Genomic DNA, 25,286 nt, shown 5'->3' on the forward strand with positions numbered 1-25,286 from the left:
GTGCCAGCTCTTGGGTAATGCCTCATGGAAATCAAAGTCAATTTTCTCGACAACCTGCGCCTTGAGGCCAAGTTCGACGACTTCACCGTGGTGGCCGACCAACCGATCCGCTACAAGGGCGACGGCTCGGCGCCGGGGCCGTTCGACTATTTCCTGGCGTCCTCGGCGCTGTGTGCGGCCTATTTCGTCAAGCTCTATTGCCAGACCCGCAACATTGCTACCGACAACATTCGCTTGTCGCAGAACAACATCGTCGACCCGGAAAACCGCTACCAGCAGATCTTCAAGATCCAGGTCGAGTTGCCCGCCGATATTTCCGAGAAAGACCGCCAGGGCATCCTGCGCTCGATCGACCGCTGCACAGTGAAGAAGGTGGTGCAAGCCGGCCCCGAGTTCATCATCGAAGAGGTCGAGAACCTCGATGCCGATGCCCAGGCATTGCTGATGCCCAGCACCGCCGCAGGCGCAGCGACGCGCATTCTGGGCAAGGACCTGCCGCTGGAGCAAACCATCGCCAACATGTCCGGTATCCTCGCCGGGCTGGGCATGAAGATCGAAATCGCCTCCTGGCGCAACATCGTGCCCAATGTCTGGTCGCTGCACATTCGCGACGCGCAATCGCCGATGTGCTTCACCAATGGCAAGGGCGCTACCAAGGAAAGTGCACTGGCCTCGGCATTGGGCGAGTTCATCGAGCGGCTGAACTGCAACTTCTTCTACAACGACCAGTTCTGGGGGCAGGAACTGGCCAACGCCGAGTTCGTGCATTACCCCAACGAACGCTGGTTCCAGCCCGGGCCCAATGATGAGCTGCCGGCCGAGATCCTCGACGCGCACTGCCTGGCCATCTACAACCCCGACGGTGAGCTGCGTGGCTCGCACCTGTTCGACACCAACTCGGGCAACGAAGCGCGCGGCATCTGCTCGCTGCCCTACGTGCGCCAGCGTGACGGCGAGGTGGTGTATTTCCCCTCGAACCTGATCGAAAACCTGTTCCTGAGCAACGGCATGAGCGCCGGCAACACCCTGGCCGAAGCGCAGGTGCAGTGCCTGTCGGAGATTTTCGAGCGCGCGGTCAAGCGAGAGATCATCGAGGGCGAGATCGCCCTGCCGGACGTGCCACAGCAGGTGCTGGCCAAATACCCCAGCATCGTGGCCGGCATCGAAGGGCTCGAGGCCCAGGGCTTCCCGGTGCTGGTCAAGGATGCCTCCCTCGGTGGCCAGTTCCCGGTGATGTGCGTGACCTTGATGAACCCGCGCACCGGTGGGGTATTCGCCTCCTTCGGCGCCCACCCTCGCCTTGAAGTGGCGCTGGAGCGCAGCCTCACCGAGCTGTTGCAGGGCCGCAGCTTCGAGGGGTTGAACGACCTGCCGCAGCCGACCTTCGACTACCACGCCGTGACCGAGCCGAACAACTTCGTCGAGCACTTCATCGACTCCAGCGGCGTGGTGTCGTGGCGCTTTTTCAGTGCCAAGGCCGACCATGCGTTCGTGGAGTGGGATTTCTCCAGCGAAGGCGAAAACGCCAGCGCCGAGGAAGCCGCGACGCTGTTCGGCTTGCTCGACGACCTGGGCAAGGAGGTGTACATGGCCACCTACGATCAGCTCGGTGCTCACGCCTGCCGCATCCTGGTGCCGGGCTATTCGGAAATCTACCCGGTCGAGGACCTGATCTGGGACAACACCAACAAGGCGCTTTTCTTTCGTGAAGACATCCTCAACCTGCACCGCTTGAGCGACAAGGCGCTGGCGGCCCTGGCCAAGCGCCTGGAGGAGAGCGAGCTGGATGAATACACCGACATCTCAACGTTGATCGGCATCGAGTTCGACGACAACACCGTATGGGGCCAGCTGACGATTCTGGAGTTGAAGCTGTTGATCAACCTGGCGCTGCGCAACCATGACGAGGCCAAGGAGCAGGTGGAGATGTTCCTTCAATTCAATGACAACACCGTCGAGCGCGGGCTGTTTTACCAGGCAGTGAACGTCGTGCTGGAGGTCGAGCTCGATAGCGATCTGGACCTGGCCGATTACGAAGGCAATTTCGGCCGGATGTTCGGCCAGGCGCGAATGGAAGCGGCGATCGGTTCGGTGCGGGGCGAGGTGCGGTTCTTCGGCCTTACGCCCACCAGCCTGAACCTGGAAGGGCTCGAGCGGCACCAGCGGCTGGTGGAAAGCTACAAGAAACTGCACCAGGCGAGGGCTCAGGCGGCTCGCTGAGCCCTCGCCTGGCCCGATTCAACCAGCGTTTGCCGGGGCTGTTTCCGGCATCCGCCAGGCATACAGCAACCCGCCCACCACCGCCACCGCAGCCAGTGCCAGGAACGCCGCCTCGTACCCCACGCCTACGATGATCAGGCCCGCCAAACTGGCGCTGAGCGCCGCGCCCAGGCCCTGGGCGGTAGCGATCGCGCCTTGGCTGACGTTGAAACGGCCGCTGCCGTGGGTCAGGTCGGAGATCACCACCGGCATCAGCGCGCCATAGATGCCGGCACCCACACCGTCCAGGCATTGCACCGCGACCAGGTACCACGGGTTAGGCGACAGTGTGTAAAGCCCGCCGCGCAAGGCCAGGATGGCGAAGGCCAGCAGGAAGATCGGCTTGCGCCCCACCCGGTCGGCGCAACGGCCCACCGCAATGGCCACCGGTACCATCACGCACTGCGCTGCCACGATGCACAGGGCGATCAGTGACGTGGCGCTGGATTTCCCGACAATATGCGTCAGTTGCTGGCCCACCGAAGTGAGCATGGCGGCATTGGCCAGGTGAAACAGCGCGGCGAGCACGGCCAGCAGCATCAATTTGCGGTTGGACAGCAAGGCCTGCCAGGCAGAAACCGGCGCGTGATCCTGCTGCTCAGCGGCTATGCCCCGGGCCAGGTCATCATCGATTTCGTCCGCCGGCAGGCGCCAGATTGCCAGCACCGAGGCCACGGCCAGCCCTGCCATCAACCAGAACACCACCGACGGGCCGAACAGGTAGGCAAGCCCTGCTGCCAACGCGGCAGAAAACGCGTTGCCGGCGTGGTTGAAACCCTCGTTGCGGCCAATATGGCCGGTGAAGTGCTTGGCCCCGACGATCCCCAGGGTGATGGCCGCCAACGCAGGCGCGAAGACCGCACCTGCAATCTGGGCCAGGGACTGGGTGGTGGCCACCACCCAGAAATCGCTCACCCACGGGAGGGTCACGCAACACAGCGTAACTACCAGCGTCGCCGCCAGCAGCAGGCCGCGCTTGCCACGGGTGCGGTCGATCAGCGCCCCGGCCGGGGTCTGGGCCACCAGGCCGGCGATGCCAGCCAAGGTCATCACCAGCCCGGCCGTGGCTTCGTTCCAGCCCTCCTGGGGCCCGCGCACGGCAATCAGATAGATCGCCAAGTAAGGCCCGAGGCCGTCACGCACATCGGCCAGGGTGAAGTTCAGGGCATCGAGCGCGTGACGTGCGCGAGCGGAAGGCGAGTGGGCAGGCATGGGAGTGTCCGTCTTCTGGGGCCGCCGGCGGCGGGCTGCCGGGCGCTGGAGCTTGGACCGGCGGCACCCGGCTCGGTGCCGTTGCGCTGTAGGCATTCGCCATTATTTTTACAAAATATTGCAAAAGCCCTACCGGGACCGGCAAAGCCCCTTCAGGCCGGTAGCACAGGCTGGGGGTGCAGCGGCAGGTGAAGCGTGATGCGGGTACCTATGCCCTGCTCGCCTTCGGCCACGCTCACCCGCCCGCCATGGGCCCCCACCATCGCCTGGCAGATCGACAAGCCCAGCCCGGTGCCCTGCCCCCCACGGTCGCCGCGGGCGGCGGTGTAGAACATGTCGAAAATCTTGTCTCTTTCGTCAGCCGGGATGCCGGGGCCTTCGTCACTCACGGCCAAACACAGCTCACCCTGGCCCTCGAACGCCGAGACTCGAAGGCAGCCACCGGGGGGCGAAAAGCGCGCTGCGTTCTCCAGCACGTTCACCAGCGCCTGCTCGATCAATGCAGGGTGGGCCCACAGCAGTGGCAGGCCCTGGCCCGCCTCCACGTGCACGCGTAGCCCGGCCAGCACGGCACGCAAGCGCTGCAACGCAGAGCCGACGATGTCAGCCGGCGCGACCCAGTCGCGCGCCAGGCTCAGGGTGCCGTGGCCCATGCGGGTCATGTCGAGCAGGTTCTGGATGTAGCGGTCCAGCCGTTCGCATTCCAGGCGCGTCCCTTCGAGCAACTCGGCCTGGTCGGCGGGGCTGAGGGCATCGCCGAGCGCCTGCAGGCTTTCGATGCTACCGCGCATGGCTGTGAGGGGCGTACGCAGGTCGTGAGAGACCGACGCCAGCAAGGCGCTGCGCAGCTCTTCGGTTTCACCGCGCAAGCGCACGGCTTCAAGCTCCTGCGCCAGCCGTGCCCGGGCCAGGGCCTGGCTCAAGGGCTGCGCCAGCGCCATCACCAGGCGCCGGCGCGCGCCCAGGGTCGGGGCTTCGCCGGAGGGCCACAGCGCCACCAGGCCCAACGTGCCCTGTTCACCCACCAGCGGCCACCACCAGGCCTGGCTGGCCGGCAGGGTACCGGTGCCAACGCCTGCTGGCTGGCCGTGCTGCCAGGCCCACTCGGCCGCAGCGCGCTCCATTTCGCCGGCACCGGCCGGCAGGCTCAGGCGCCCTTCGGCATCACGTTCATGCACCGACGCCGGAATATCGCCCCAGCTTTCGAAATGACGGCGGGCGGCGTCGAGCACCGCCTCGTGATCGCTGGCCGCCGCCAGGCGCTGGGACAGGCCCAGCAATTCGGCGGTCTGGGCCTGGGTGTCACGCAACGCATGCAAATGGCGACGCTGCGCCGTGGCCAGGTTGCCGGTCAGCACCGCCATGAACAGAAAGAACAGCAACGTCAGGAGGTCTTCGCGCAGGTCGATGCTCAGGGAAAAAAGCGGCTCGATGAACAGGAAGTCATAGAGCACGAACGACAGCCCCGCGCTCACCAACGCCGGGCCGAGCCCGCCGCGCACCGCCACCACTAGCACGCCAGCCAGCAGCACCAACGAGATATTGGGCAATACCAGCCAGTGCGACACACCCCAAGACAGGGCTGCCATCAGTGCCGGCACCCCTACCGCCAGCAAGTAGTGCCACGGCTGGCTGGCCAGGCGCAGCCGCCGCCGGGCGGTATCGCCGGCACCGTCGCGGGCCAACACCGACACCTCAACGCCGGGTAACTTGCCCAACAGGCGGTGAGCGACACCGGGCCGCCACCGCCGTGCCCGGCTGGCCGAAAGCAGCAACACACTGGCGCGGCGTTGCGCGGCGTGCCAGCGCAACGTGCCGGCCACATCGGTGGAGCGCAGCACCACCACCTCACCGCCCAGGCGCTCGGCCAGTTGTTGAGCAGCCTGCAAGCGTTGGCGGGCGAGCTCGTCCTGCAGGGCGCCGGTGTCGACATGCACCACCGACCACGGCAGGTGGCGCCGCTCCGCTACCCGGCAGGCATGGCGCACCAGCCGCTCGGCCTGGTCATCGCCCTGCACCGCAACCAACAGCCGGCCGCGCAACGCCGGCATCGCCAGGCCTTGCTCGCGGTAGTCCTGGGCCAGGTCACCTTCGACCTGCGCGGCGGCCGTCTGCATGGCCAGCTCACGCAAGGCTGCCAGGTGCGTGGGCACGAAGAACGCTTCGATCGCCGCGCGCGCCTGCTCGGGCATGTACACCTTGCCCTCGCGCAAGCGTTCGAGCAGATCACGCGGTGGCAAGTCGATCAGCACCAGCTCATGGGCTTCCAACACGACCCAGTCCGGCACGGTTTCGCGCACCCGCACGCCGGTGATGCCGTGCACTTGGTCGTTGAGGCTTTCCAGGTGCTGCACGTTGACCGTGGTGTGCACGTCGATGCCTGCTGCGAGCAGCTCCTGCACGTCCTGCCAGCGCTTGGCATGGCGGCTGCCGGGTGCGTTGCTGTGGGCCAGCTCGTCAACCAGTGCCACCGCCGGGCGCGCCGCCAGCACGGCGTCCAAGTCCATGGCCTCGAGCACCTGGCCACGATAGGCCAGGCGCGCCAAGGGCTGGCGAGGTAACCCGACCAGCAGGGCTTCGGTGTCGGCACGGCCATGGGTGTGCACCACCGCTGCCAGCAGCTTGACCCCTTGGCGCTGCAAGGCCTGGGCACCGCGCAACATGGCGCAGGTCTTGCCCACCCCGGCGCAGGCCCCCAGATACACTTTCAACCGCCCACGCCCGTCAGGCAGGGCAGCCAGCAAGGCATCGGCGCGGGCGGCATCACTCATGGATCATCCTCTCAGGCACCGGCTACGGTGCGGCTTGCAATTGCTCAAGGCCCCGGTTCAAGGCCAGCACATTGACCGTCGGCGGCCCGATCAGCGGGGCATGAACCTGGCTCTGGACCAGGTCGCTGACTCGCGCCGGGTCGAGGCCGCGCGCGGCGGCGACGCGCTTAACCTGCCACAGCGCAGCGTCCGGCGGTAGGTCTGGGTCAAGGCCGCTGCCCGAGGTGGTCAGCAAGGCCAGCGGCACCGGCCCCTGGCCCTGCCCACTCAACCTTGCGGCATCGGCCTCGATGCGCTTGGCCAGGGCGGGGTTGGTGGGCGCCAGGTTGCTCGCCGAGCTGGCTACGGTGGCGAACGCTCCGGCCGAAGGGCGTGGCTGGAACCAGCGGTCGCCCTCGAAGGGCTGGGCGATCAGGGCAGAGCCTTGCACCTGCCCACTGGCATCGCGCACCAGGCTGCCGCCGGCCTGGGCCGGGAAGGCCACCTTGGCCACGGCGGTCACCGCCAGCGGGTAGGCCACCCCAGTGACCAGGGTGAGTGCGGCGAGCAAGGTAAGCGCAGGGCGGATAATCGTGTTCATGGGCAATTCCTCAAACCAGGTGCAAGGCAGTGAGCAGCATGTCGATGGCCTTGATGCCAATGAACGGCACCACCACCCCACCCAGGCCGTAGATCAACAGGTTGCGGCGCAGCAGGCTGGCCGCATCTCGGGCTTGCACGCGCACGCCGCGCAGGGCCAGCGGGATCAGCGCGATGATGATCAGCGCATTGAAGACGATGGCCGAGACGATCGCACTCTGCGGGCTTTGCAGGTGCATGATGTTGAGCAGCCCCAGTTGCGGGTAGATGCTGGCGAACAGCGCCGGCAGGATAGCGAAGTACTTGGCCACATCGTTGGCCACGGAAAAGGTGGTGAGCGCGCCCCGGGTGACCAGCAGCTCCTTGCCGATGCGCACCACATCCAGCAGCTTGGTCGGGTCGCTGTCGAGGTCGACCATGTTGGCCGCCTCGCGCGCAGCCTGGGTGCCTTCGTTCATTGCCACACCCACATCCGCCTGGGCCAGCGCCGGCGCATCGTTGGCACCATCGCCGCACATGGCCACCAGCCGCCCTTGCGCCTGTTCCTGGCGAATGCGCTCGAGTTTCTTTTGTGGCGTGGCCTCGGCGATCACGTCATCCACCCCCGCCTGGGCGGCGATGGCTGCGGCGGTCAGCGGGTTGTCCCCGGTGACCATCACGGTACGGATGCCCATCTTGCGCAGCTCATCGAAGCGCTCGCGAATGCCTGGCTTGACCACATCGGTCAGCTCGATGGCGCCGATCAAACGATCATCGCAGGCCACCAGCAGCGGCGTGCCACCGCCTTGGGCAATGCGTTCGAGTTCGCGGGCCAAGGCCGGCGGCAGGTCGGCACGGGTGCGGCCGATGAAGCCGAGCAAGGCGTCTACCGCGCCCTTGCGGTAGTGCCGGCCCTGGTAGTCGAGCCCGGACAGGCGGGTCTCGGCGCTGAACGGCACCGCTTGCGCGTCAGCAAGCACCGGCTTGCTCATGCCGCCCAGGCGCTGCACGTAGTCGACCACCGACTTGCCCTCGGCGGTGTCATCGGCCAGGGACGCCAACAAAGCAGCGTCGGCGGTCTCGGCCTTGGTCACGCCTGGGGCTGCAAGCAATGCCGTGCAGCGGCGGTTGCCGAAGGTGATAGTGCCGGTTTTGTCCAGCAGCAGCACATGCACGTCGCCCGCCGCTTCCACTGCACGCCCGGACTTGGCGATCACGTTCAACCGCACCAGGCGGTCCATGCCGGCGATACCGATGGCCGACAGCAGCCCGCCGATGGTGGTGGGAATCAGCGTGACCAACAGCGCCACCAGAAACACCACCGGCAGGTTGCCCCCTGCAAAGGCTGCGAACGGCTGCAGTGTGACCACCACCAGCAGGAAGATCAGGGTCATGCCGATCAGCAGGATATCCAGCGCGATTTCGTTGGGCGTCTTTTGCCGGCGCGCACCTTCGACCAGAGCGATCATGCGGTCCAGGGTCGAATCGCCCGGGTTGGCGCTGATGCGCACCAGCAGCCAGTCCGACACCAGGCGGGTATTGCCGGTGACCGCAGAGCGGTCGCCGCCGGATTCGCGAATCACCGGCGCCGACTCGCCCGTGATGGCCGCTTCATCGACTGCCGCGATGCCTTCGAGCACCTCGCCGTCGCCCGGAATCATCTCCCCGGCTTCCACGCGTACCACATCGCCCAGCCTCAAGCTGCTGGCCGGCACCTCCTTAAAACGGCCATCGGGTTCGCGGCGGCGCGCCACAAGGTCCACACTGCCGGCCCGCAGGCTGTCGGCGCGGGCCTTGCCCCGGCCCTCGGCGAGGGCCTCGGCGAAGTTGGCAAACAGCACGGTGAACCACAGCCACAGCGCAATCTGCAGGCCCGTGGCCAGGGGCACCTCGGCATTGGGCAGCAAGCACAGCACGGTGGTGAGCACCGCGGTGAGCGCCACCACCAGCATCACCGGCGAGCGCTTGAGCTGGCGCGGGTCGAGCTTGACGAAGGCTTGCACCAGGGCCGGGCGCCACAGCGCCAGCAAGCTGGTAGGCGCAGCGGCGGCGTGCGCCACTGCAGGGGACTCTTTGACAGGCATGTTCATGATCGGTCCTCAGAACCCGCTGCTCAGTTGATCGGCGATCGGGCCCAGCGCAAGGGTGGGCAGGAAGGTCAAGCCGCCCACTACCAGCACGGTGGCCGTCAGCAGCACGACGAACAGCAGGCCATGGGTGGGAAAACTGTTGGGGCCTACCGGCAGGGCCTTTTTCGCCGCCATGCTGCCGGCCAGCGCCAGCACCGGCAGGATGTAGCCGAAGCGACCCAGCAGCATGCCCAGCCCCAGCATGACGTTATGGAAATCGGTGTTGGCACTGAAGCCGCCAAACGCCGAGCCGTTGTTGGCACTGGCCGAGGTGTAGGCATACAACAGCTCGCTGAAGCCGTGCGCGCCAGGGTTGCCCAGCGCTTGAGCCGTGCTCGGCAGGCACGCGGCGATCGCACTGAGCACCAGCACGCCCACCGGCATCACCAGCAAGGTGGCTACCAACAGTTTGACGTCGTGGGCAACCAGCTTCTTGCCCAGGTACTCCGGGGTGCGGCCGATCATCAGGCCCGCCAGGAAGACCGCGATCAGCACAAACAGCAACATGCCGTACAGGCCCGAGCCGACGCCGCCGAAGATCACCTCGCCGAGCATCATGTTCACCATCGCGACCATGCCGGTGAGGGGGTTGAGGCTGTCGTGCATGCCATTGACCGAGCCGTTGGAGGCTGCTGTGGTGACCACCGCCCACAGCGTGGTGGCCGTGGTGCCGAAGCGCGTTTCCTTGCCTTCGAGGGGCGCCGCCTGGGCCAGCGCGCCCGGCAGGCTGGCCATCGGCTGATACTCGGCCCATAGCGCCAGCGCACCGCCGAACAGCAGCACCACCAGCATCGAGGCGAAAATCGCGCGGCTCTGGCGCAGGTCCTTCACGTAATGCCCGTAGGTGAACACCAAGGCCGCCGGGATGCTGAGAATCGCCACCAGCTCCAGCAGGTTGCTCCAGGCGGTAGGGTTCTCGAACGGGTGCGCCGAGTTCACGCCGAAGAAGCCACCGCCATTGGTGCCCAGTTGTTTGATCGCCACCTGGCTCGCCACCGGCCCCAACGGCAAGCTTTGGTCGGCGCCCTGCAGCGTGTGTGCATCAACGTAGGCAGCGAAGGTTTGCGGCACGCCCTGCCACACCAGCACCAGGGCCAGCACCAAGCACAAGGGCAACAAGCCGTAGAGGGTGGCGCGAGTGACATCGGCCCAGAAGTTGCCGACCGTGCTCGCCGAGCGCCGCGCGATCCCGCGGCTCAGCGCCACCAACACGGCAATGCCGGTGGCGGCGCTGACGAAGTTCTGCACGGTGAGGCCGACCATCTGGCTGAAGTAACTCAGCGTCGCCTCACCGCTGTAAGCCTGCCAGTTGGTGTTGGTGACGAAACTCACTGCCGTGTTGAACGCCAGCGATGCATTGAGCCCCGGCAGGCCCTGAGGGTTCAGCGGCAAAGCGCCCTGCCCGATCAGGATCGCGAACAGCACCACGAACCCTGCGAAGTTGAAGGCCAGCAGCGCCAGCGCGTAATGCTTCCAGCCCTGCTCCTGGTGGGGGTCGACCCCCGCCAGGCGATAGCACCCCCGCTCCACGCCGCCCAGCAGCGGGTGCAGCCAGGTTCGCTCACCTTCCATTACGCGGTAATAAAAACGGCCCAACAGCGGTGCAGGAAGCACCACCAGGGCCAAAAACAACACAATCAACCAGACGTCATGGCTGTACATGGTCGCTCCTATCCCCGGTCGGCGCGCAGCAGCGCGACCAGCAGGTAAGCGAACAGGCCCACAGCCAGCAGCAGTGAAACCCCTTGGGTGATGCTCATTGCGATAACTCCTCAGTACCGGAACGGTTAATGAGGAAAGCTTCAGGCAAGGGCGCGTAAAGGAGCGATGCCGAGAAAGGGCCTACGCGTAAAGTTTTCATAAAAAACGAGCCGCCGCAGGCCGGGCAACGGCGCCGCATACCGTGTTGGCCACGCAGGGCGCCCTAGGCCCATCATGAGTTTTTCTCTTGTTTATATAAAATAAAATGAATTTGTTTCAATTAACAAAGCCCTGGAGAATGCCGCCTATGCAACCCGTATCCGGAGACATTTCAAATGGCATTGGCACACAACCTGGGCTTTCCGCGCATCGGCCGCGACCGCGAACTGAAAAAAGCTCAGGAAGCCTTCTGGAAAGGCGAGTTGGACGAAGCCGGCCTGCGCGCGGTAGGCCGGGGGCTGCGCGCTGCGCACTGGCAGGCCCAGAAGCAAGCCGGTATCGAACTGCTGCCGGTGGGCGACTTCGCGTGGTATGACCAAGTGCTCACCCATTCGCTGACCTTCGGCGTGGTCCCCGAGCGCTTTACCCCGAAAGGCGGCGCCAAGCCAAGCCTGCATACCTTGTTTGCGATGGCGCGGGGTGCGGGCGACGGTTGCTGCGGCGGTGCCCGTGCCCAGGAGATGACCAAGTGGTTCGACACCAACTACCACTACCTGGTACCCGAATTCAGCCACGACCAGGTATTCACCCTTAGCTGGGAACAGTTGTTCGAGGAGGTCGCCGAAGCGAAAGCGTTGGGCCACGCCGTGAAACCCGTGGTGATCGGCCCGTTGACCTACCTGTGGTTGGGCAAGGCCAAAGGCAGCGACTTCGACAAGCTGGAGTTGGCCGACCGCCTGCTGCCGCTGTATGACCAGATCTTCAATCGCCTGGCCAGCCAGGGTGTGGAGTGGGTGCAGATCGACGAGCCGATCCTGGCCCTTGACCTGCCCCAGGCCTGGAAGAGCGCCTACGAACGCGTCTACAACATTCTCCAGCGTTCGCCCCTGAAGAAACTGGTGGCCACCTACTTCGGCGGGCTGGAAGACAATCTGGGCCTGGCTGCCGGGTTGCCGGTGGACGGCCTGCACATCGACCTGGTGCGCGCCCCGGAGCAATACCCGACCATTCTCGACCGGCTGCCGGCCTACAAGGTGTTGTCGCTGGGTGTGGTGGACGGGCGTAACGTCTGGCGCTGCGACCTGGAAAAAGCCTTTGATGTGCTGCGCCATGCCGCCGAACGGCTCGGTGAACGGCTGTGGGTCGCACCGAGCTGCTCGCTGCTGCACAGCCCGGTGGACCTGGCCCGGGAAGACCAGCTCGACCCCGAGCTCAAAAGCTGGCTGGCCTTTGCCGTGCAGAAGTGCGAGGAAGTGGCGGTGCTGGCTCAAGCGCTGCGTGATCCAGAAGCCCCGAAGGCCCGCGCAGCCTTGGCCGAAAGCCGCGCCGTACAGGCAACCCGCGCGGCGTCGCCGCGCATCCACAAGCCTGCGGTGCAACGGCGGCTGAACAGCGTTGTGCCCACCGACAGCTTGCGCGCGTCGAGCTTCGACCAACGCATCGCCGTGCAGCGGGCCAAGCTCGCACTGCCCGCCTACCCCACCACCACCATCGGCTCGTTCCCGCAAACCCCGGCCATCCGCGCGGCGCGGCACGCCTTCAGGCAAGGCACGCTGAGCCAGGCTGCCTATACCCAGGCCATGCAGGATGAAATCCGGCATGCGGTGCGGGTGCAGGAGAACCTGGGGCTGGATGTGTTGGTGCATGGCGAAGCCGAGCGCAACGACATGGTCGAATATTTCGCCGAGCAGCTCGACGGCTACCTGCTCACTCGATTCGGCTGGGTGCAAAGCTATGGCTCGCGCTGCGTGAAGCCTGCGGTGATCTACGGCGACATCAGCCGGCCCCGGTCCATGACAGTGGCGTGGAGCACCTATGCGCAAAGCCTCACGCACAAGGTCATCAAGGGCATGCTGACCGGCCCGGTCACCCTGCTGATGTGGTCGTTCCCACGGGAAGACATCGACCGCGAAACGCAAGCGCGACAGCTGGCGCTGGCCATCCGTGACGAGGTGTTGGACCTTGAGCAGGCCGGGATCAAGATCGTGCAGATCGACGAAGCCGCCTTCCGCGAGGGCCTGCCGCTGCGGCGCAGCGCATGGCCACGCTACCTGGAATGGGCCACCGAAGCCTTCCGCCTATGCGCCTCGGGCGTGCGTGACGAAACGCAAATCCACACCCATATGTGCTACAGCGAATTCAACGATGTGATCGAGTCGATCGCCGCCATGGATGCCGACGTGATCACGATCGAAACCTCACGTTCGGATATGGCGCTGCTCGAGGCCTTCGAGCGCTTCGACTACCCCAACGAGATTGGCCCTGGGGTATACGACATCCACTCACCGCGCGTGCCCAGCACCGAGGAAATGGCCAACCTGCTGCGCAAGGCGGCGCAACGCATCGCACCAGAACGGCTGTGGGTAAACCCCGACTGCGGCCTGAAAACCCGGGATTGGCCTGAAACCGAGGCAGCACTGGTGAACATGGTGGCGGCGGCCCGGCAATTGCGCCACGCTGGCGCCTGAGCACCGCGCTGGCGGATAATGCTCCGAATTTTCTGGCCGCAGGCACTGGCCTGCGAGCCCCTAGGAGCGATGGATGGTAAAAATAAAACCCCGCCCCGCCGTGAGTGGGGTGGCCTCTGCCGACCGGGTGCTGACCGTGCTCAGCGCCTTTCGCATCGGCGACACTGCCCTGAGCCTGGTCGACCTCACCGAGCGCACCGGGTTGATCAAAAGCACCATCATGCGCCTGGTGGTGTCTTTGGAAACCGCAGGCTTCGTCAACCGCCTGGCCGATGGTCGATACATGCTGGCCAGCGAAGTCATGCGCCTGAATGCGGTCTACCAGGAGTCGCTCGACCTGGAGCGGCACGTGCTGCCGCTGCTGCATCGGCTGACCGACGAAACCGGTGAAACTGCTTCCTTTTATGTACGCCACGGCGCCTACCGGCTGTGCCAATACCGGGTGAACTCGCCACACCGCTTGCGCCTGCACCTGCAGCCAGGCGATATCCGCCCAATGGATGGCGCCGCCAGTGCCCAGGCACTGCGCTGCACCTATGAGCGCGCCCTCGAGCACCCGGCACCGTTCTATTCATGCGGGGCGACCGACCCGCATTCGGCGTCGATGTCGTTGCCAATCTTCGGCGCCCTGAACGAACTGGTCGGTGCCCTGGTGGTGTCAGGCCCGGCTGGGCGGCTGACCGAAGAGCGCGCCAGTTCGTTCAACGAACTGTTCATGCAGATCGCCCGTGACCTGGCCCGCAGCCTGGGCGGCAAGGCCGAGGCGGGTCAGAACCCGTAGAGGCTGACGGGGTTGTCGCGCAGGATGGCGTTACGGTCTTTTTCGTTCGGCGCCCATTGCGTCATCAGGTCGAGAATATGCGCATCGTCCGGTTTGTTCTCCAGCGCAACGGTCGGGTGCGGCCAGTCGCTGCCCCAAAGCAGGCGATCGGGCCGCACCTTGACCAGCGCCTTGGCCACGGTGCCGACGTCCGGGTAGTCCGGCGCGCCCTGCTTGGAGCGGATATAGGGCCCTGAGAGCTTGACCCAGGTGCGGTCGCCTGCCAGCAGCCGGTTTATCGTGGCGAAGGCTGGGGCATCGATGCCCTGGGGCTGTGGAATGTGGCCCATGTGGTCGATCACCAGCCGCGCTGGAAGCTTGGCCAGCCGCGGCTCGAGATCCAGCAATTGAGTGCCGGGGGCAACCACCTGAACGTGCCAGCCCAATTCGTTGACCCGGTGAGCCAAAAGCTCCAGGTCATCCAGGCTCGCCCCGCCATAGCTGAGGTTGAAGCGAATCCCGCGCACACCTGCCTTGTTCATCTGCTCGAGTTCGGCGTCGCTGATGCCGGCCGCGATGACCGCCACACCCCGGGCATTGCCGTTGCTTTGGTGCAGGCCGTCGAGCAGGCAGCGGTTGTCGGTGCCATAGGTTGAGGGGGTGACGATCACGAACCGCTGAAGATGCAGGCGTTTTTGTACCTGGGCATAGTCATCGAGCGTGGCGTTGGGCGGCAGCAAGGTGGCGCCGGGGGCCGCAGGGTAGCGGTCGTTGTACAGGTGCATATGACAGTCGACACTGCCCGCCGGCGGAATGAAGCGCGCGGTTTCGTCACCGCTGGAATAACGCGCCCCAGCCAGGGCCGGGAACGACGCCAACGCACCAGCCGCGGCGGTGGCTTGCAGGAACAAACGACGGGTAAGGTCCATGAACTGATCTCTTGTTGTTGTAAGGGCACTGCGCCGCCTGGCGGCGGCGCAGCGATGCAGCGGCGGCGTTCAGGTCAGCGCGCGTTGGCGACGCTGGCGGCATGCTCGTTTTCGCGCATGCGCTTGCGGCCCATGATCAGCACCATCGAGCCAGCGGCGATGTTGAGCAGCGCCAGAGGCAACAGCGCCAGGGCGTAACTGCCGGTGGCGCCGTGCACGGCCCCGTAGATGTTGACCATCATGCCGCCGCCAAACAGGTTGGCCCAGGCGCCGATGGCCGCCAGGCCCGCGGCGGCGGTGCTCGAGGACATCCAGCCGGAAGCCAGTGCCCAGAACGGCCCTTTCATCGAGTACGCGCCGATCAGCACCATCGACAGCAGCACCACGGTGCCCACCAGAGAGCCGGTAACCAACGTCAGCAACAGGCCGGCGGCGATCAGGTAAAGGGTGGTAGCGGTGTGCCAACGGCGCTCGTTGCGCTTGTCGGAGCTACGGCCCCAGGCAATCATTGCGATCGAAGCCAGGCCGTAGGGGATAGCATTGACCAGCCCGATCTGCAGCGGGTCGAGGTGGAACGTCTTGAGCAGTTGAGGCGCCCACACGCTCATGGTGCTGCCGGCGGCCGAGGCGCCGGTGTAGATCAGGATCATCGCCCAGATGTCTTTGTGCTTGAGCAGGCGCCACAGCGAAATATGCCCGATCTGGGTTTTCTGTAGGCGCTCGGCATTCAAGCGCTCGGTCAGCCAGTTGCGCTGCTCGTCGGTGAGCCATTTGGCCTGCTCGGGGCGGTCGGTGAGCACGAAAAGGCAGGCGATGCCCAGCAGCACCGCCGGGATGCCTTCAAGAATGAACAACCAGTGCCAGCCGCGCATGCCCATCATGCCGTCGAGTGTCAGCAAAAAGCCCGACAGCGGCGAGCCGAGGAAGTTGGCGCCAGGAATGGCGACCATGAAGATTGCGACCATCCGCGCCCGGTAGGCCGAAGGCAGCCAGTAGGTGAGGTACAGCAACACGCCGGGGAAGAACCCTGCCTCGGCTGCGCCCAGCAGAAAGCGCATCACATAAAGCGAGTTGGCCCCTTGCACAAAGGCGGTGCCGGCAGAGACCAGGCCCCAGGTGATCATGATGCGGGCGATCCACATGCGCGCACCGAACTTCTGCAACGCCAGGTTGCTGGGCACTTCGACCAAGAAATAGGCAACGAAAAACAAGCTGCTGGCGAAACCGAAGATCGCCGGTGACAAGCCCAGGTCCTGGTTCATCTGTAGCGACGCCATGCCGATGTTGCCACGGTCGATGATCGCGATCAGGTAACACAAAATCAGAAACGGCAGCAGCCGCCACGCAACACGGTGCATGGTGGCGCGTTCGAGCTCGCTGATGCTGGAGGCGGAAACCATGATGCTCTCCTGTACTTTATTGTTGTTGAGTCAGGCTATCGGAAAGGGCCGCCGCAAGGCGGCATGGGCTCAGCTGCCGAGTAGTTGGCGATTGGCGACACAGCGCGGGTCGAGGGCTTTACCCGCCCAAACGTCGAGGATCTGCTGGACGGCTACCATGCCCACCCGGTCACGGGATTCGGTGGTGTTGGCACCCACATGCGGGGTGCCTACCAGGTTGGGCAGTTTCCACAGCGGGCTGTCGGCCGAGGGCGGCTCGGGGTTGAAGGTATCCAGCCCTGCCCCGCCGATCTGCCCGGTCTTGAGCGCCTCCACCAAGGCCGCAGTGTCGATCAGCTCGCCGCGGGCGGTGTTGATCAACAAGCTGCCAGGGCGCATCCGCTTGAATTGCTCGGCCCCGAACAGATGGCGGTTGGCGTCGGTGAGCGGGCAATGCAGGCTGATGATGTCGCAATGCTCTAGCAGGCGATCGAAGTCGGTTTCACGGGAAACGTTGCTGCGCTCGGGTAGCTGCTTGAGGTAGGGGTCGTAGACCTTCACGGCCATGCGCAGGGGAGCGACCAGGTCCATCAGGATGCCACCGATGGCGCCAAGCCCTACCAGGCCCAGGGTCTTGCCGAACAGCTCGGTGCCGTTAGCCGTGGCTTTGTCCCAATGCCCTGCGCGTACGCGAGCATCGAGCCAGGCAGTCTGGCGGGCCACGCTGAACATCAGCGCGAAGGCGTGTTCAGCCACCGATTGGGCATTGGCCCCCACCGCAATGGTGACTGGGATGCCACGCTCGGCGGCGGCCTTGATGTCGATGGTGTCAAAGCCCACCCCGTGCTTGGCGATGACCTTGAGGTTCGCCGAGGCTTCGATCATCTGGCGGGTGAGCTTGCCGGTGCGGACCACGATCGCGTCAGGTTGCTCGGCCTCGATCAAGGCGACCATCTCTTCAGCGGGCATGTAAGGCGTGGTGGGTAATACCTCGACGCCTTGGGATGCGGCGTAGGCCATGGCTTCAGGGGCCAGCGCCAGGCCCGTGAGGAGAATTTTGCGTTTCATCTGCACACCTTGTTCTTATCGTTAAGGCCTGTTCAGGCTTTGCGCAACCCTATCATAACGAAATGGCGTTGCAACATAGATTTTAGAATGCGAGTTGCCCCCCGATGAATCGCGGGTAAATGTACATTGAATTGGAAATGACGAAATGCCATTCTAAAAAACACCGGCGTGGCTGCCGGTCACGCCTCCCATAATTTCAAGAGAGAACGCCAAGATGACGATCGGATTCAGAGTGTTGAAGGCAGCCCGCAAGGTCAGCTCGGAGTGGGCCGAACGCTATCGCCATGTGCCTGTGGCCAATGTCAGCGATTCCATGAACCGCATGACCGCCGGCGGCGCGCGCCTGCGCCCGATGCACCGCGAAGGGGTGCTGGCCGGCCCGGCGCTGACGGTCAAGGCCCGCCCGGGCGACAACCTGATGCTGCACTATGCAATCGATATCGCCCAGCCGGGTGACGTGATCGTGGTCGATGCTGGCGGCGACCTGACCAATGCCCTGATCGGCGAGATGATGGTGGCATACGCGGTCAAACGCGGCGTGGCCGGTATCGTCATCCATGGCGCGATCCGCGATGCCGCCAGCATCGGCGCCGGGGACTTCCCGCTGTTTGCTGCCGGCGTTTCGCACCGAGGCCCCTACAAGGATGGCCCGGGGGAAATCAACGTACCCATCGCCATCGACGGCATGGTGATCGAGCCAGGCGACCTGGTCATCGGTGATGACGACGGCCTGCTGTGCGTACCATACGACCAGGTGCCGGAGGTGTTCGACCGTGCCACCGCCAAGCACGCGGCCGAAACCAAGCAGCTTGAGCAGATCGCCAAAGGTGAGAACGATCGAAGCTGGGTATTGAAGTCGCTGCAGCAAAAAGGCTGTGCGCTTCCCGACTGAGCCGGCGTATCGTGCGCCATCGCTGGCGCTTGACGATGAGACCACTGCCTTGACCGAGCACGCCCCCAAACCCCGCTGGCCCGCCCCCGTGCGGGCATTGGCCCACCGCGACTTCCAGATCTACTTCGTGGGCCAGGGGGTTTCCACGCTCGGCAAGTGGGTGCAACAGGTGGCGCTCTCATGGTTGGCCTACCACCTCACCGCCTCCGCGACCTTGCTGGGGGTCATCACCTTTTTGAGCTTGGCGCCGCAGTTGCTGGTGGGGCCAGTGGCAGGTGCGTGGATCGACCGGCGCGACAAGCGCCGCTGCCTGATCGTGGCGCAATCGCTCCTTGCGCTGCAGTCGCTGCTGATGGCTGGCCTTACCTGGCAAGGCTGGGTTGGCGCAAATGTGCTGGTGGGCATGGCGTTGTTGCTGGGCCTGCTCAACGCCGTTGAAACACCACTGCGTCAGGCGCTGATCGGCAGCTTCGTCGGCGACCCGGCCGACCTGCCCAACGCTCTGGCACTCAATGCGATGCTGATCAACGCTGCACGCTTTCTCGGCCCGCCGTTGGCCGGCGCGCTGATTGCCGCCAGTGGCGAGGCGGTGTGCTTCCTGATCACGGCCTTCGCCTTCGCGCTGTTGCTGCTGGGGCTGGCCAAGGTACAGGGCAGCCCCACGACCAAAGCGACCGGCTCCACCGCACAGATGTTTCGCGAAGGCCTGGCGTACGTCTGGCAAACGGTGTCGGTCCGCCGGTTGATGGTGGGGGTGATCATGGTCAACCTGCTGGCTTCGAACTACACCGTATTGCTGCCGGTGCTGGCCAAAACCCTCTATCTGGGCGATGCGCGCATGCTGGGTTGGCTGTGGGGCGCGGCCGGGGCCGGGGCCTTCGTCGCGACCATCGCGCTGGCGCTGGGCGGTGCCCTGCACCGGCTGGAGCGCGTGATCACGTGCGCCGCGCTGGCTTGCGCGCTTGCGCTGATCCTCATGGCCTTCAAGGTGCCTTTACCCGCGGCCTTGGTGCTGCTGGCGGTGCTGGGCTGCGGCATCACCGCCAACAATGTGAGCACCAACATGCTGCTGCAAAGCGGTGCGCCCGAGCACCTGCGAGGCCGGGTTGTGGCGCTTTACATTGCCCTGCGCTTTGGGTTCGAAGCGGTCGGCGGCCTGCTCGCCGGGTTGCTGGCCAGCCTGGCAGGCGCACCGGTTGCCATGGGCGCTGCGGGGTTGGTGCTGGTGAGTTTTCTCGCGCTTGAAAGCCGCTTCAGCCAGTCACCTAAATAGAAATATCATTTTATAAAAATAACCACTTATCTTCCGAGAATCACCTTTTTCATGCGCTAAATCGCTTCAGTCAAAGAAGCGATTGACGGGCGCTGCTGCTTCTGACTAGCCTTTAAGAAACGCCATTTCAAAAATAACAAAAGTGGAGTTTCATCCTTCATGACGCGCATCCCACGATTGAAAGCCCGTTTCCATGCCCTGGCCCTGGGCACGCTGCTCGCCTGCGCCTTCACCCCGACCGCTCATGCCGAACAAGCCAAGGTGACCATCGCCATCCAGTACGGCTATGCCTACCTGCCGGTCACGGTCGCAGAGAAACAAGGCCTGTTCCGAAAGCACGCCAGCGCACTTGGCGAGCCCGATGCAGCCTTCGAAATCAAGCGCATCAGCGGCGCTGCCGCGATCAACGATGCCTTGATCAGTGCCAATGTCGACATCGGCGGCTACGGCCTGTACGGCACCCTCACCGCTTGGCAGAAAACCCGCAACAACCTCGATATCCGTGCGCTCTGCGCGCTGGTCGCCGGTGATAACGGCTTTTACGTCAACGACCCGTCGATCAAGTCCATCGCCGACTTCAAGCCCGGCGACAAGATCGCCGTGACCGCCCCCAATGGCCAGCAGGCGGTGCTGTTGCAAATGCTTGCCGAGCAGCAGTTCGGCGAGGGTAACGCCCACCGCATGGACAACCTGATGGTCGCCCTGCCCCATCCCGATGCCCTCGCAAGCCTGGTGAACAAAGCCGGCATCAAGGGCTACATCGGCCCGAACCCCTACAGCTACATCCTTGACCACGACCCGTCGGTGACCAAGCTGTTCGACTTCTCCAAAGCATTGAACATGCGCATGACCAGCGGCGTGCTCGCCACCACCGGTAAGTTCGTCAAGAGCAACCCGCACTTGGCCAAAGCAGTGGTCGACGCGATCGCCGAGGCCGATGAGTTCATCCGCAGCAACCCTCGGCAGGCCGCGCAGCTGTACCTCGACAGCGAGCCGTCAAAGCTCACCCTGGACCAGACCCAAGACATGCTGAGCCAGGTCACCGCCGAATGGGGCGTGCAGCCGCAGGGCGTGATGCACCTGGCTGAATTCATGACCCGCACCGGCGCCCTGAAAGAGCCGCTGGCCAACTGGCAGCAGGTGTTCTTCGACCCGGTGGCTCAAGGCGAGGGCAACTGACATGAGCGCAATGCCCAGCATGGCGCCGGTGCCGGCCGGCCTGGATACCCGCGCACAGCTTTCGGTCGACAACGTCACCCTGCAATACAAGACCCGCGAGCAACTGATCACCGCCACCCACGGCGTGTCTTTTGCCGTGCACCAGCATGACCGTTTCATCCTGCTGGGGCCTTCGGGCTGTGGCAAGTCGAGCCTGCTCAAGAGCGTGGCGGGCTTTCTGGCGCCGGCTGCCGGCGAGATCTACCTGGACGGCCGCGCCGTGCGCGAGCCAGGCCCGGACCGGATGATGGTGTTTCAGGAATTCGACCAGCTCATGCCGTGGAAGACGGTGCTGGGCAACATCATGTTCCCGATGCAGATGACTCGCCGCTTCCCGGCCAGCGAAGTGCGCGACCGCGCCGTGCGAGTAGCGGCAAAGGTCGGGCTTGAGCGCTTCAAGGACGCCTACCCGCACCAGCTGTCCGGCGGGATGAAGCAGCGGGTGGCGATCGCCCGCGCCTTGGCGATGGAGCCAGCGATCCTGCTGATGGACGAGCCTTTCGCTGCCCTGGATGCGCTCACTCGCCGCCGCATGCAGGAAGAACTGCTGCAACTCTGGGAACAGGCACCTTTCACGTTGATGTTCGTCACCCATTCGATCGACGAAGCGATTCTGCTCGGTTCGCGCATCCTGGTGCTCACCCCCCACCCCGGGCAGGTGCGCGCCGAGCTGGACGCCAGCGCATTCGGCTTCGCCGAGCAGGGCAGCGAGGGCTTTGCGGCACTGCACAAACGCATCAATCACATGCTCTTCGGCCATCAGGAGACCGCACATGAATAAGCCCATGGTGCGACCGCGCCCTGATGTCGAATACGCCCCGGCACCGGCTGGCAAGATCGGCGACATCGCGCGCAAGCTGGGCCCTGCCGAACGGCTTATGGCCCATGCCGGGGTGCGCCGCACCCTGGTGCTGGTTGCTCTGGCGATCGTCTGGGAGCTGTACGCTCGCTGGCTGGGCAACCCGCTGATGTTCCCGCCGTTCAGCGAAACCGCCCAAGCGTTGAGCCACGACCTGTTCAACGGCGTGCTGCCGCTGGCCGTGGTCAGCTCGCTGAAAGTGCTGCTGATGAGCTATGGCCTGGCGATCCTGCTGGCCGCGATCCTGACCACGCTGGCGGTGTCCACACGCATCGGCACCGATGTGCTGGCCACGCTGACGGCGATGTTCAACCCGCTGCCGGCCATTGCCATTCTGCCGCTGGCTATGCTGTGGTTCGGCCTGGGCGTGCAGAGCCTGATGCTGGTGATCATCCATTCGGTGCTGTGGGCCGTGTCGCTTAACACCTACTCGGGCTTTCAGTCGGTCAGCCAGACTCAACGCATGGCTGGGCGCAATTACGGCCTTCGCGGGATGCGCCTGGTGCTGCGCATTCTGATCCCGGCGGCGGTGCCGTCCATCCTGGCCGGGCTGAAGATCGGCTGGGCCTTCGCCTGGCGTACGCTGATCGCCGCAGAGCTGGTGTTCGGGGTGTCGGGCAACTCAGGTGGGCTGGGCTGGTACATCTTCCAGAACCGTAATGCGTTGGAAACCCCCAATGTGTTTGCCGGCCTGCTGATGGTGATCATCATCGGCCTGGTGGTCGAGGGCCTGGTGTTTCGCAGCATCGAGGTGCTGACGGTACGCCGCTGGGGCATGCAGCAATGAATACGGCAGCATCCCCCGCCTCGCCCCATGCTCCGGTGCGCCAGGCGTGGCTTTCCCAGGTGAGCGAACCGGCGCTGGACCCACAGCGCCCTATCGTCGATGCGCACCACCACTTGTGGGACCGGCCCGGCCAGCGCTACCTGGCCGAGCAACTGCTGGCCGACACCTGCAGCGGCCACAACATCGTCGCCACGGTGTACCTGCAATGCCGGTCCTTCTATGCCCGCGACCTGCCCGAACCCCTGCAGCCAGTGGGCGAGGTCGAATTCGCCGCCCAGGTCGCGCACCAGTCGCCACCACAGACTCAGCTGTGCGCAGCGATCATCGCCGGCGCCGACCTGCGTTTGGGCGATGCCGTGGCCCCGGTGCTGGAGGCGATGCTCGAAGCCGGCAAGGGGCGCCTGCGCGGGGTTCGCAATGCAACGGCCTGGCATGCCGACCCCCGGCTGGTGTCCAACCCGATACCCCCGCCGGCAGGCGTGCTGGCCGAGCCTGGGTTTCGCCGTGGCGCTGCGCAACTGGCGCGCTTTGGCCTGGGCCTGGACATCTGGGCCTACCACACGCAATTGCCGGAAGTTCTCGCCCTGGCCCACGCCCTGCCCGACCAGCCCATCGTGCTCAACCACCTGGGCGGGCCGCTGGGCGCTGGCCCTTATGCGGGCAAGCAAGATGAGGTATTCGCAGCCTGGTCGGCAGGCCTCAAAGCCCTGGCGCAGTGCCCGAACGTATGGCTCAAGCTGGGGGGGTTGGCGATGCGCGTGGGCGGCTTTGCACTCGATGAACGCGAGAAGCCGGCCGGTTCGGTCGAGTTGGCCCAGCTATGGGCGCCCTACATGCTGACGGCGATCGAGTTATTCGGCAGCCAACGTTGCCTGTTCGAGAGCAACTTTCCGGTCGATAAGGGCATGGTGGGCTACGCCGTGCTGTGGAACGCGTTCAAACGCATTACCGCAGGCTTCAGCGAAGCGGAGAAAGACGATCTGTTCAGCGGCAGCGCCAGCCGCTGCTATCGGCTGACGCTACAGGGGCAACCAGGCGTATCGCCCTGATTGCTGCACCGATGAAGCTGACCACCCCGGCCACCGCCTAAGCGGCAGCTTCTTCAGCGCCGTTCGCCTTTCAAACCGTGAACGTGGCCACCCGCCCCGACAACGTCGCGCCAAGAGATTGCAGGGCCTGGCTGGCGGCGGCAGTCTGATCGGCCTGCGTGGTGCTGACGGCGGAAAGGTCACGAATGTTGATCAGGTTGCGGTCCACCTCCCGCGCAACCTGCGCCTGCTCCTCTGCAGCGCTGGCGATGATCAGGTTCTGCTCGTTGATATTGGCAATGTGGGTAATGATCGCCTGGAGGGCCTGTTGGGCCTGCTGAGCCACCGCTAGGGTTGCTGCGGAACGCTCGCGGGTGAGATTCATGGCGCCGACGGCATGGTCGGAGCCCTCGCGGATCGACTGGACCATCTCCTCGATCTCCAGCGTGGACTGCTGCGTGCGGTGCGCAAGGGCCCTGACCTCGTCGGCCACCACGGCGAAACCACGCCCCGCCTCGCCTGCCCGCGCCGCTTCGATGGCGGCATTGAGCGCCAGCAGGTTGGTTTGCTCGGCGATCCCGCGGATCACATCCAGCACCTTGGCGATGTCGCGCACTTGGCTGGCCAGCCCGCCCACACCATCGGCACTCTGCTCGATATCGGCCCCCATACGCTCGATCGCTTGCAGCGTCTCACTCACCCGTGCCTGGCCAGACTCGCCGGCGTTGCGGCATTCGCCGGATGCCTGGGAGGTCAGCACCGCCGTGCGGGCGACCTCCTCGACTGCCGCGGTCATTTCAGTGACGGCAGCAGCGGCCTGCTCAATCTCGTCATTTTGGCGCTGCAATGTATGGCGCGAGCCCTCCGTGACGCCGGTGAGCTCCACGGATGAGGCAGAAATGACCTGGGAGGAATCGAGGATCTGCTCGATGGTTGCCTTGAGGTTGCGCTGCATGGCGGCCAGCGCCACGTACAGGCGTGTGACCTCGTCCCGGCCGTCCGGCGTGATGGCGCGGGTCAGGTCACCTTTGGCAATCGCCTCGGCCAGGCCGACCGCGCTGCCGATGGGCCCTACCATGCTGCGGCTGACACGCCAGGCGATCAGCCCGGTAAGAACCGCCGCCAGCCCGATCAGCAGCAGGATGTTGGTGCGTGAGCTGCTGAAGACCTCAGCCACCTCCACGAAGGAGTCATCCATATTCTGGCGGTTCACGTCCCCGAGCTTGAACAACAGCGGGAAGGCTTTTTCAGAATTGTCACGCAGTGAGCCGTTGAGCAATTCGACCATTTCCCCGTCGCGCCCTGCCTGGCTCAATTCGATCAATTGCCGAACGCCGCTGGCCGTCTGATCGAGGAGAGGCTTGATGGCTGCGAACAGCTCGCGTTCCTCGTCGTTATCGACGGCTGCCTCATAGGCCGCCCGGCTTTGGGCCATTTTATCCAGCTGGACTTCCAGGTGCCGGCTGCTGTCTTCGCGCGCCTGTGGGGAGGGGTACAGCGCTACTTTGAGCGAGTTGACGCGCACGCCCAGCACCGCTTCACGCATATTGCCCAGCGCAGCAGAGGTCGGGCTGTCGTGGGTGCGGACGTTTTCGGTGAGGTCGGCGATGCGCTGCATCTGGAACAGACCAAAAAACCCGACGATGATGACGACCAACGCAATCAGTGAGAAGCCGAGCGTGCACCGGGTGGAGATCGAGAGCTGCCTGAGCATGAGTGCCTACCTTGAGGGTCCATTCGGGGGCTAGCGCAGCAGTTGAGCACACGCTTAGGTGGCCTTTTGCCGCACGATCCCCACGCCATCGGCAGCGTTACGGATAAGTTTAAATTTTTCGG

18 protein-coding genes and 2 pseudogenes are annotated in these 25,286 nt (G+C 64.8%); 9 read left to right on the forward strand and 11 right to left on the reverse strand.

Annotation, left to right across the window (positions count from 1 at the left end; all coding sequences use genetic code 11):
- The first annotated feature begins 24 nt into the window (after positions 1 to 24).
- Positions 25 to 2,220 carry an OsmC domain/YcaO domain-containing protein gene (locus tag F474_RS05495; RefSeq protein ID WP_097083554.1) on the forward strand — a complete coding sequence of 732 codons (2,196 nt, stop codon included), beginning with the start codon at positions 25 to 27 and terminating at the stop codon, positions 2,218 to 2,220.
- A gap of 18 nt (positions 2,221 to 2,238) precedes the next feature.
- Here F474_RS05495 and F474_RS05500 read toward each other — a convergent pair whose 3' ends face one another.
- The 6 genes from F474_RS05500 to kdpF all read right to left on the reverse strand — a co-directional run bounded on the left by F474_RS05500 (position 2,239) and on the right by kdpF (position 10,689).
- A complete protein-coding gene (locus tag F474_RS05500) occupies positions 2,239 to 3,471 on the reverse strand; it encodes an MFS transporter (RefSeq protein ID WP_097083553.1) in 1,233 nt (410 codons plus the stop codon).
- Positions 3,472 to 3,623: 152 nt separating this feature from the next.
- Positions 3,624 to 6,242, reverse strand: a complete 2,619-nt coding sequence (locus F474_RS05505; protein WP_097083552.1) for a sensor histidine kinase KdpD — start codon at positions 6,240 to 6,242, stop codon at positions 3,624 to 3,626.
- A 22-nt stretch (positions 6,243 to 6,264) separates the two neighbouring features.
- The gene (gene kdpC / locus F474_RS05510) at positions 6,265 to 6,822 is read right to left on the reverse strand and encodes a potassium-transporting ATPase subunit KdpC (RefSeq protein ID WP_097083551.1); all 558 of its coding nucleotides are present in this window, start codon (positions 6,820 to 6,822) and stop codon (positions 6,265 to 6,267) included.
- Between the two features lie 10 nt (positions 6,823 to 6,832).
- Complete coding sequence (kdpB, locus tag F474_RS05515) at positions 6,833 to 8,890, reverse strand: potassium-transporting ATPase subunit KdpB (RefSeq protein ID WP_097083550.1); 2,058 nt, start codon at positions 8,888 to 8,890, stop codon at positions 6,833 to 6,835.
- Between the two features lie 9 nt (positions 8,891 to 8,899).
- Positions 8,900 to 10,591, reverse strand: a complete 1,692-nt coding sequence (gene kdpA, locus F474_RS05520; RefSeq protein WP_097083549.1) for a potassium-transporting ATPase subunit KdpA — start codon at positions 10,589 to 10,591, stop codon at positions 8,900 to 8,902.
- Between the two features lie 8 nt (positions 10,592 to 10,599).
- Positions 10,600 to 10,689: a K(+)-transporting ATPase subunit F gene (kdpF, locus tag F474_RS05525; RefSeq protein ID WP_097083548.1), complete on the reverse strand. Its 90-nt coding sequence runs from the start codon at positions 10,687 to 10,689 to the stop codon at positions 10,600 to 10,602.
- Positions 10,690 to 10,965: 276 nt separating this feature from the next.
- Between kdpF and metE the strand changes: the two genes are divergently transcribed.
- Together metE and F474_RS05535 are read left to right on the forward strand one after the other, a co-directional pair.
- On the forward strand, positions 10,966 to 13,257 hold the full coding sequence (gene metE / locus F474_RS05530) for a 5-methyltetrahydropteroyltriglutamate--homocysteine S-methyltransferase (RefSeq protein WP_097083547.1): 2,292 nt from the start codon (positions 10,966 to 10,968) through the stop codon (positions 13,255 to 13,257).
- Between the two features lie 73 nt (positions 13,258 to 13,330).
- Positions 13,331 to 14,038, forward strand: a complete 708-nt coding sequence (locus F474_RS05535) for an IclR family transcriptional regulator (RefSeq protein ID WP_097083546.1) — start codon at positions 13,331 to 13,333, stop codon at positions 14,036 to 14,038.
- Here F474_RS05535 and F474_RS05540 read toward each other — a convergent pair.
- From F474_RS05540 to F474_RS05550, 3 genes are all read right to left on the reverse strand, one after another.
- Positions 14,026 to 14,946, reverse strand: coding sequence for an amidohydrolase family protein (locus F474_RS05540; protein WP_097083545.1), 921 nt, complete (start codon positions 14,944 to 14,946; stop codon positions 14,026 to 14,028). The two genes, F474_RS05535 and F474_RS05540, sit on opposite strands and share 13 nt — an antisense overlap.
- A gap of 74 nt (positions 14,947 to 15,020) precedes the next feature.
- Positions 15,021 to 16,346 (reverse strand): MFS transporter, encoded by a 1,326-nt coding sequence (locus tag F474_RS05545; protein WP_097083544.1) that lies wholly within the window; start codon positions 16,344 to 16,346, stop codon positions 15,021 to 15,023.
- A gap of 69 nt (positions 16,347 to 16,415) precedes the next feature.
- Complete coding sequence (locus tag F474_RS05550) at positions 16,416 to 17,393, reverse strand: hydroxyacid dehydrogenase (RefSeq protein ID WP_097083543.1); 978 nt, start codon at positions 17,391 to 17,393, stop codon at positions 16,416 to 16,418.
- Positions 17,394 to 17,607: 214 nt separating this feature from the next.
- Here F474_RS05550 and F474_RS05555 point away from each other — a divergent pair, with 214 nt between their 5' ends.
- From F474_RS05555 to F474_RS05580, 6 genes are all read left to right on the forward strand, one after another.
- On the forward strand, positions 17,608 to 18,285 hold the full coding sequence (locus F474_RS05555) for an RraA family protein (protein WP_097083542.1): 678 nt from the start codon (positions 17,608 to 17,610) through the stop codon (positions 18,283 to 18,285).
- An 88-nt stretch (positions 18,286 to 18,373) separates the two neighbouring features.
- A complete protein-coding gene (locus F474_RS05560) occupies positions 18,374 to 19,558 on the forward strand; it encodes an MFS transporter (protein ID WP_097084262.1) in 1,185 nt (394 codons plus the stop codon).
- 159 nt (positions 19,559 to 19,717) lie between these two features.
- Positions 19,718 to 20,737 (forward strand): ABC transporter substrate-binding protein, encoded by a 1,020-nt coding sequence (locus F474_RS05565; protein WP_097083541.1) that lies wholly within the window; start codon positions 19,718 to 19,720, stop codon positions 20,735 to 20,737.
- A 10-nt stretch (positions 20,738 to 20,747) separates the two neighbouring features.
- On the forward strand, positions 20,748 to 21,557 hold the full coding sequence (locus F474_RS05570) for an ABC transporter ATP-binding protein (RefSeq protein ID WP_218191651.1): 810 nt from the start codon (positions 20,748 to 20,750) through the stop codon (positions 21,555 to 21,557).
- A 4-nt stretch (positions 21,558 to 21,561) separates the two neighbouring features.
- Entirely contained in the window at positions 21,562 to 22,422 is an 861-nt protein-coding gene (locus tag F474_RS05575) for an ABC transporter permease (RefSeq protein ID WP_256577688.1), read from the forward strand.
- Positions 22,419 to 23,471: an amidohydrolase gene (locus F474_RS05580; protein WP_097083538.1), complete on the forward strand. Its 1,053-nt coding sequence runs from the start codon at positions 22,419 to 22,421 to the stop codon at positions 23,469 to 23,471. The genes F474_RS05575 and F474_RS05580 overlap by 4 nt, the downstream gene beginning before the upstream one ends.
- A gap of 70 nt (positions 23,472 to 23,541) precedes the next feature.
- Here the strand turns inward: F474_RS05580 and F474_RS23190 are convergent.
- Positions 23,542 to 24,228, reverse strand: a pseudogene (locus tag F474_RS23190) (methyl-accepting chemotaxis protein); the annotation flags it as partial.
- Positions 24,229 to 24,399: 171 nt separating this feature from the next.
- Positions 24,400 to 25,164 (reverse strand): annotated as a pseudogene (locus F474_RS23195) (MCP four helix bundle domain-containing protein); the annotation flags it as partial.
- Positions 25,165 to 25,286: the final 122 nt, after the last annotated feature.

The organism is Pseudomonas sp. URIL14HWK12:I12, from assembly GCF_003097135.1.
GTDB lineage: Bacteria > Pseudomonadota > Gammaproteobacteria > Pseudomonadales > Pseudomonadaceae > Aquipseudomonas.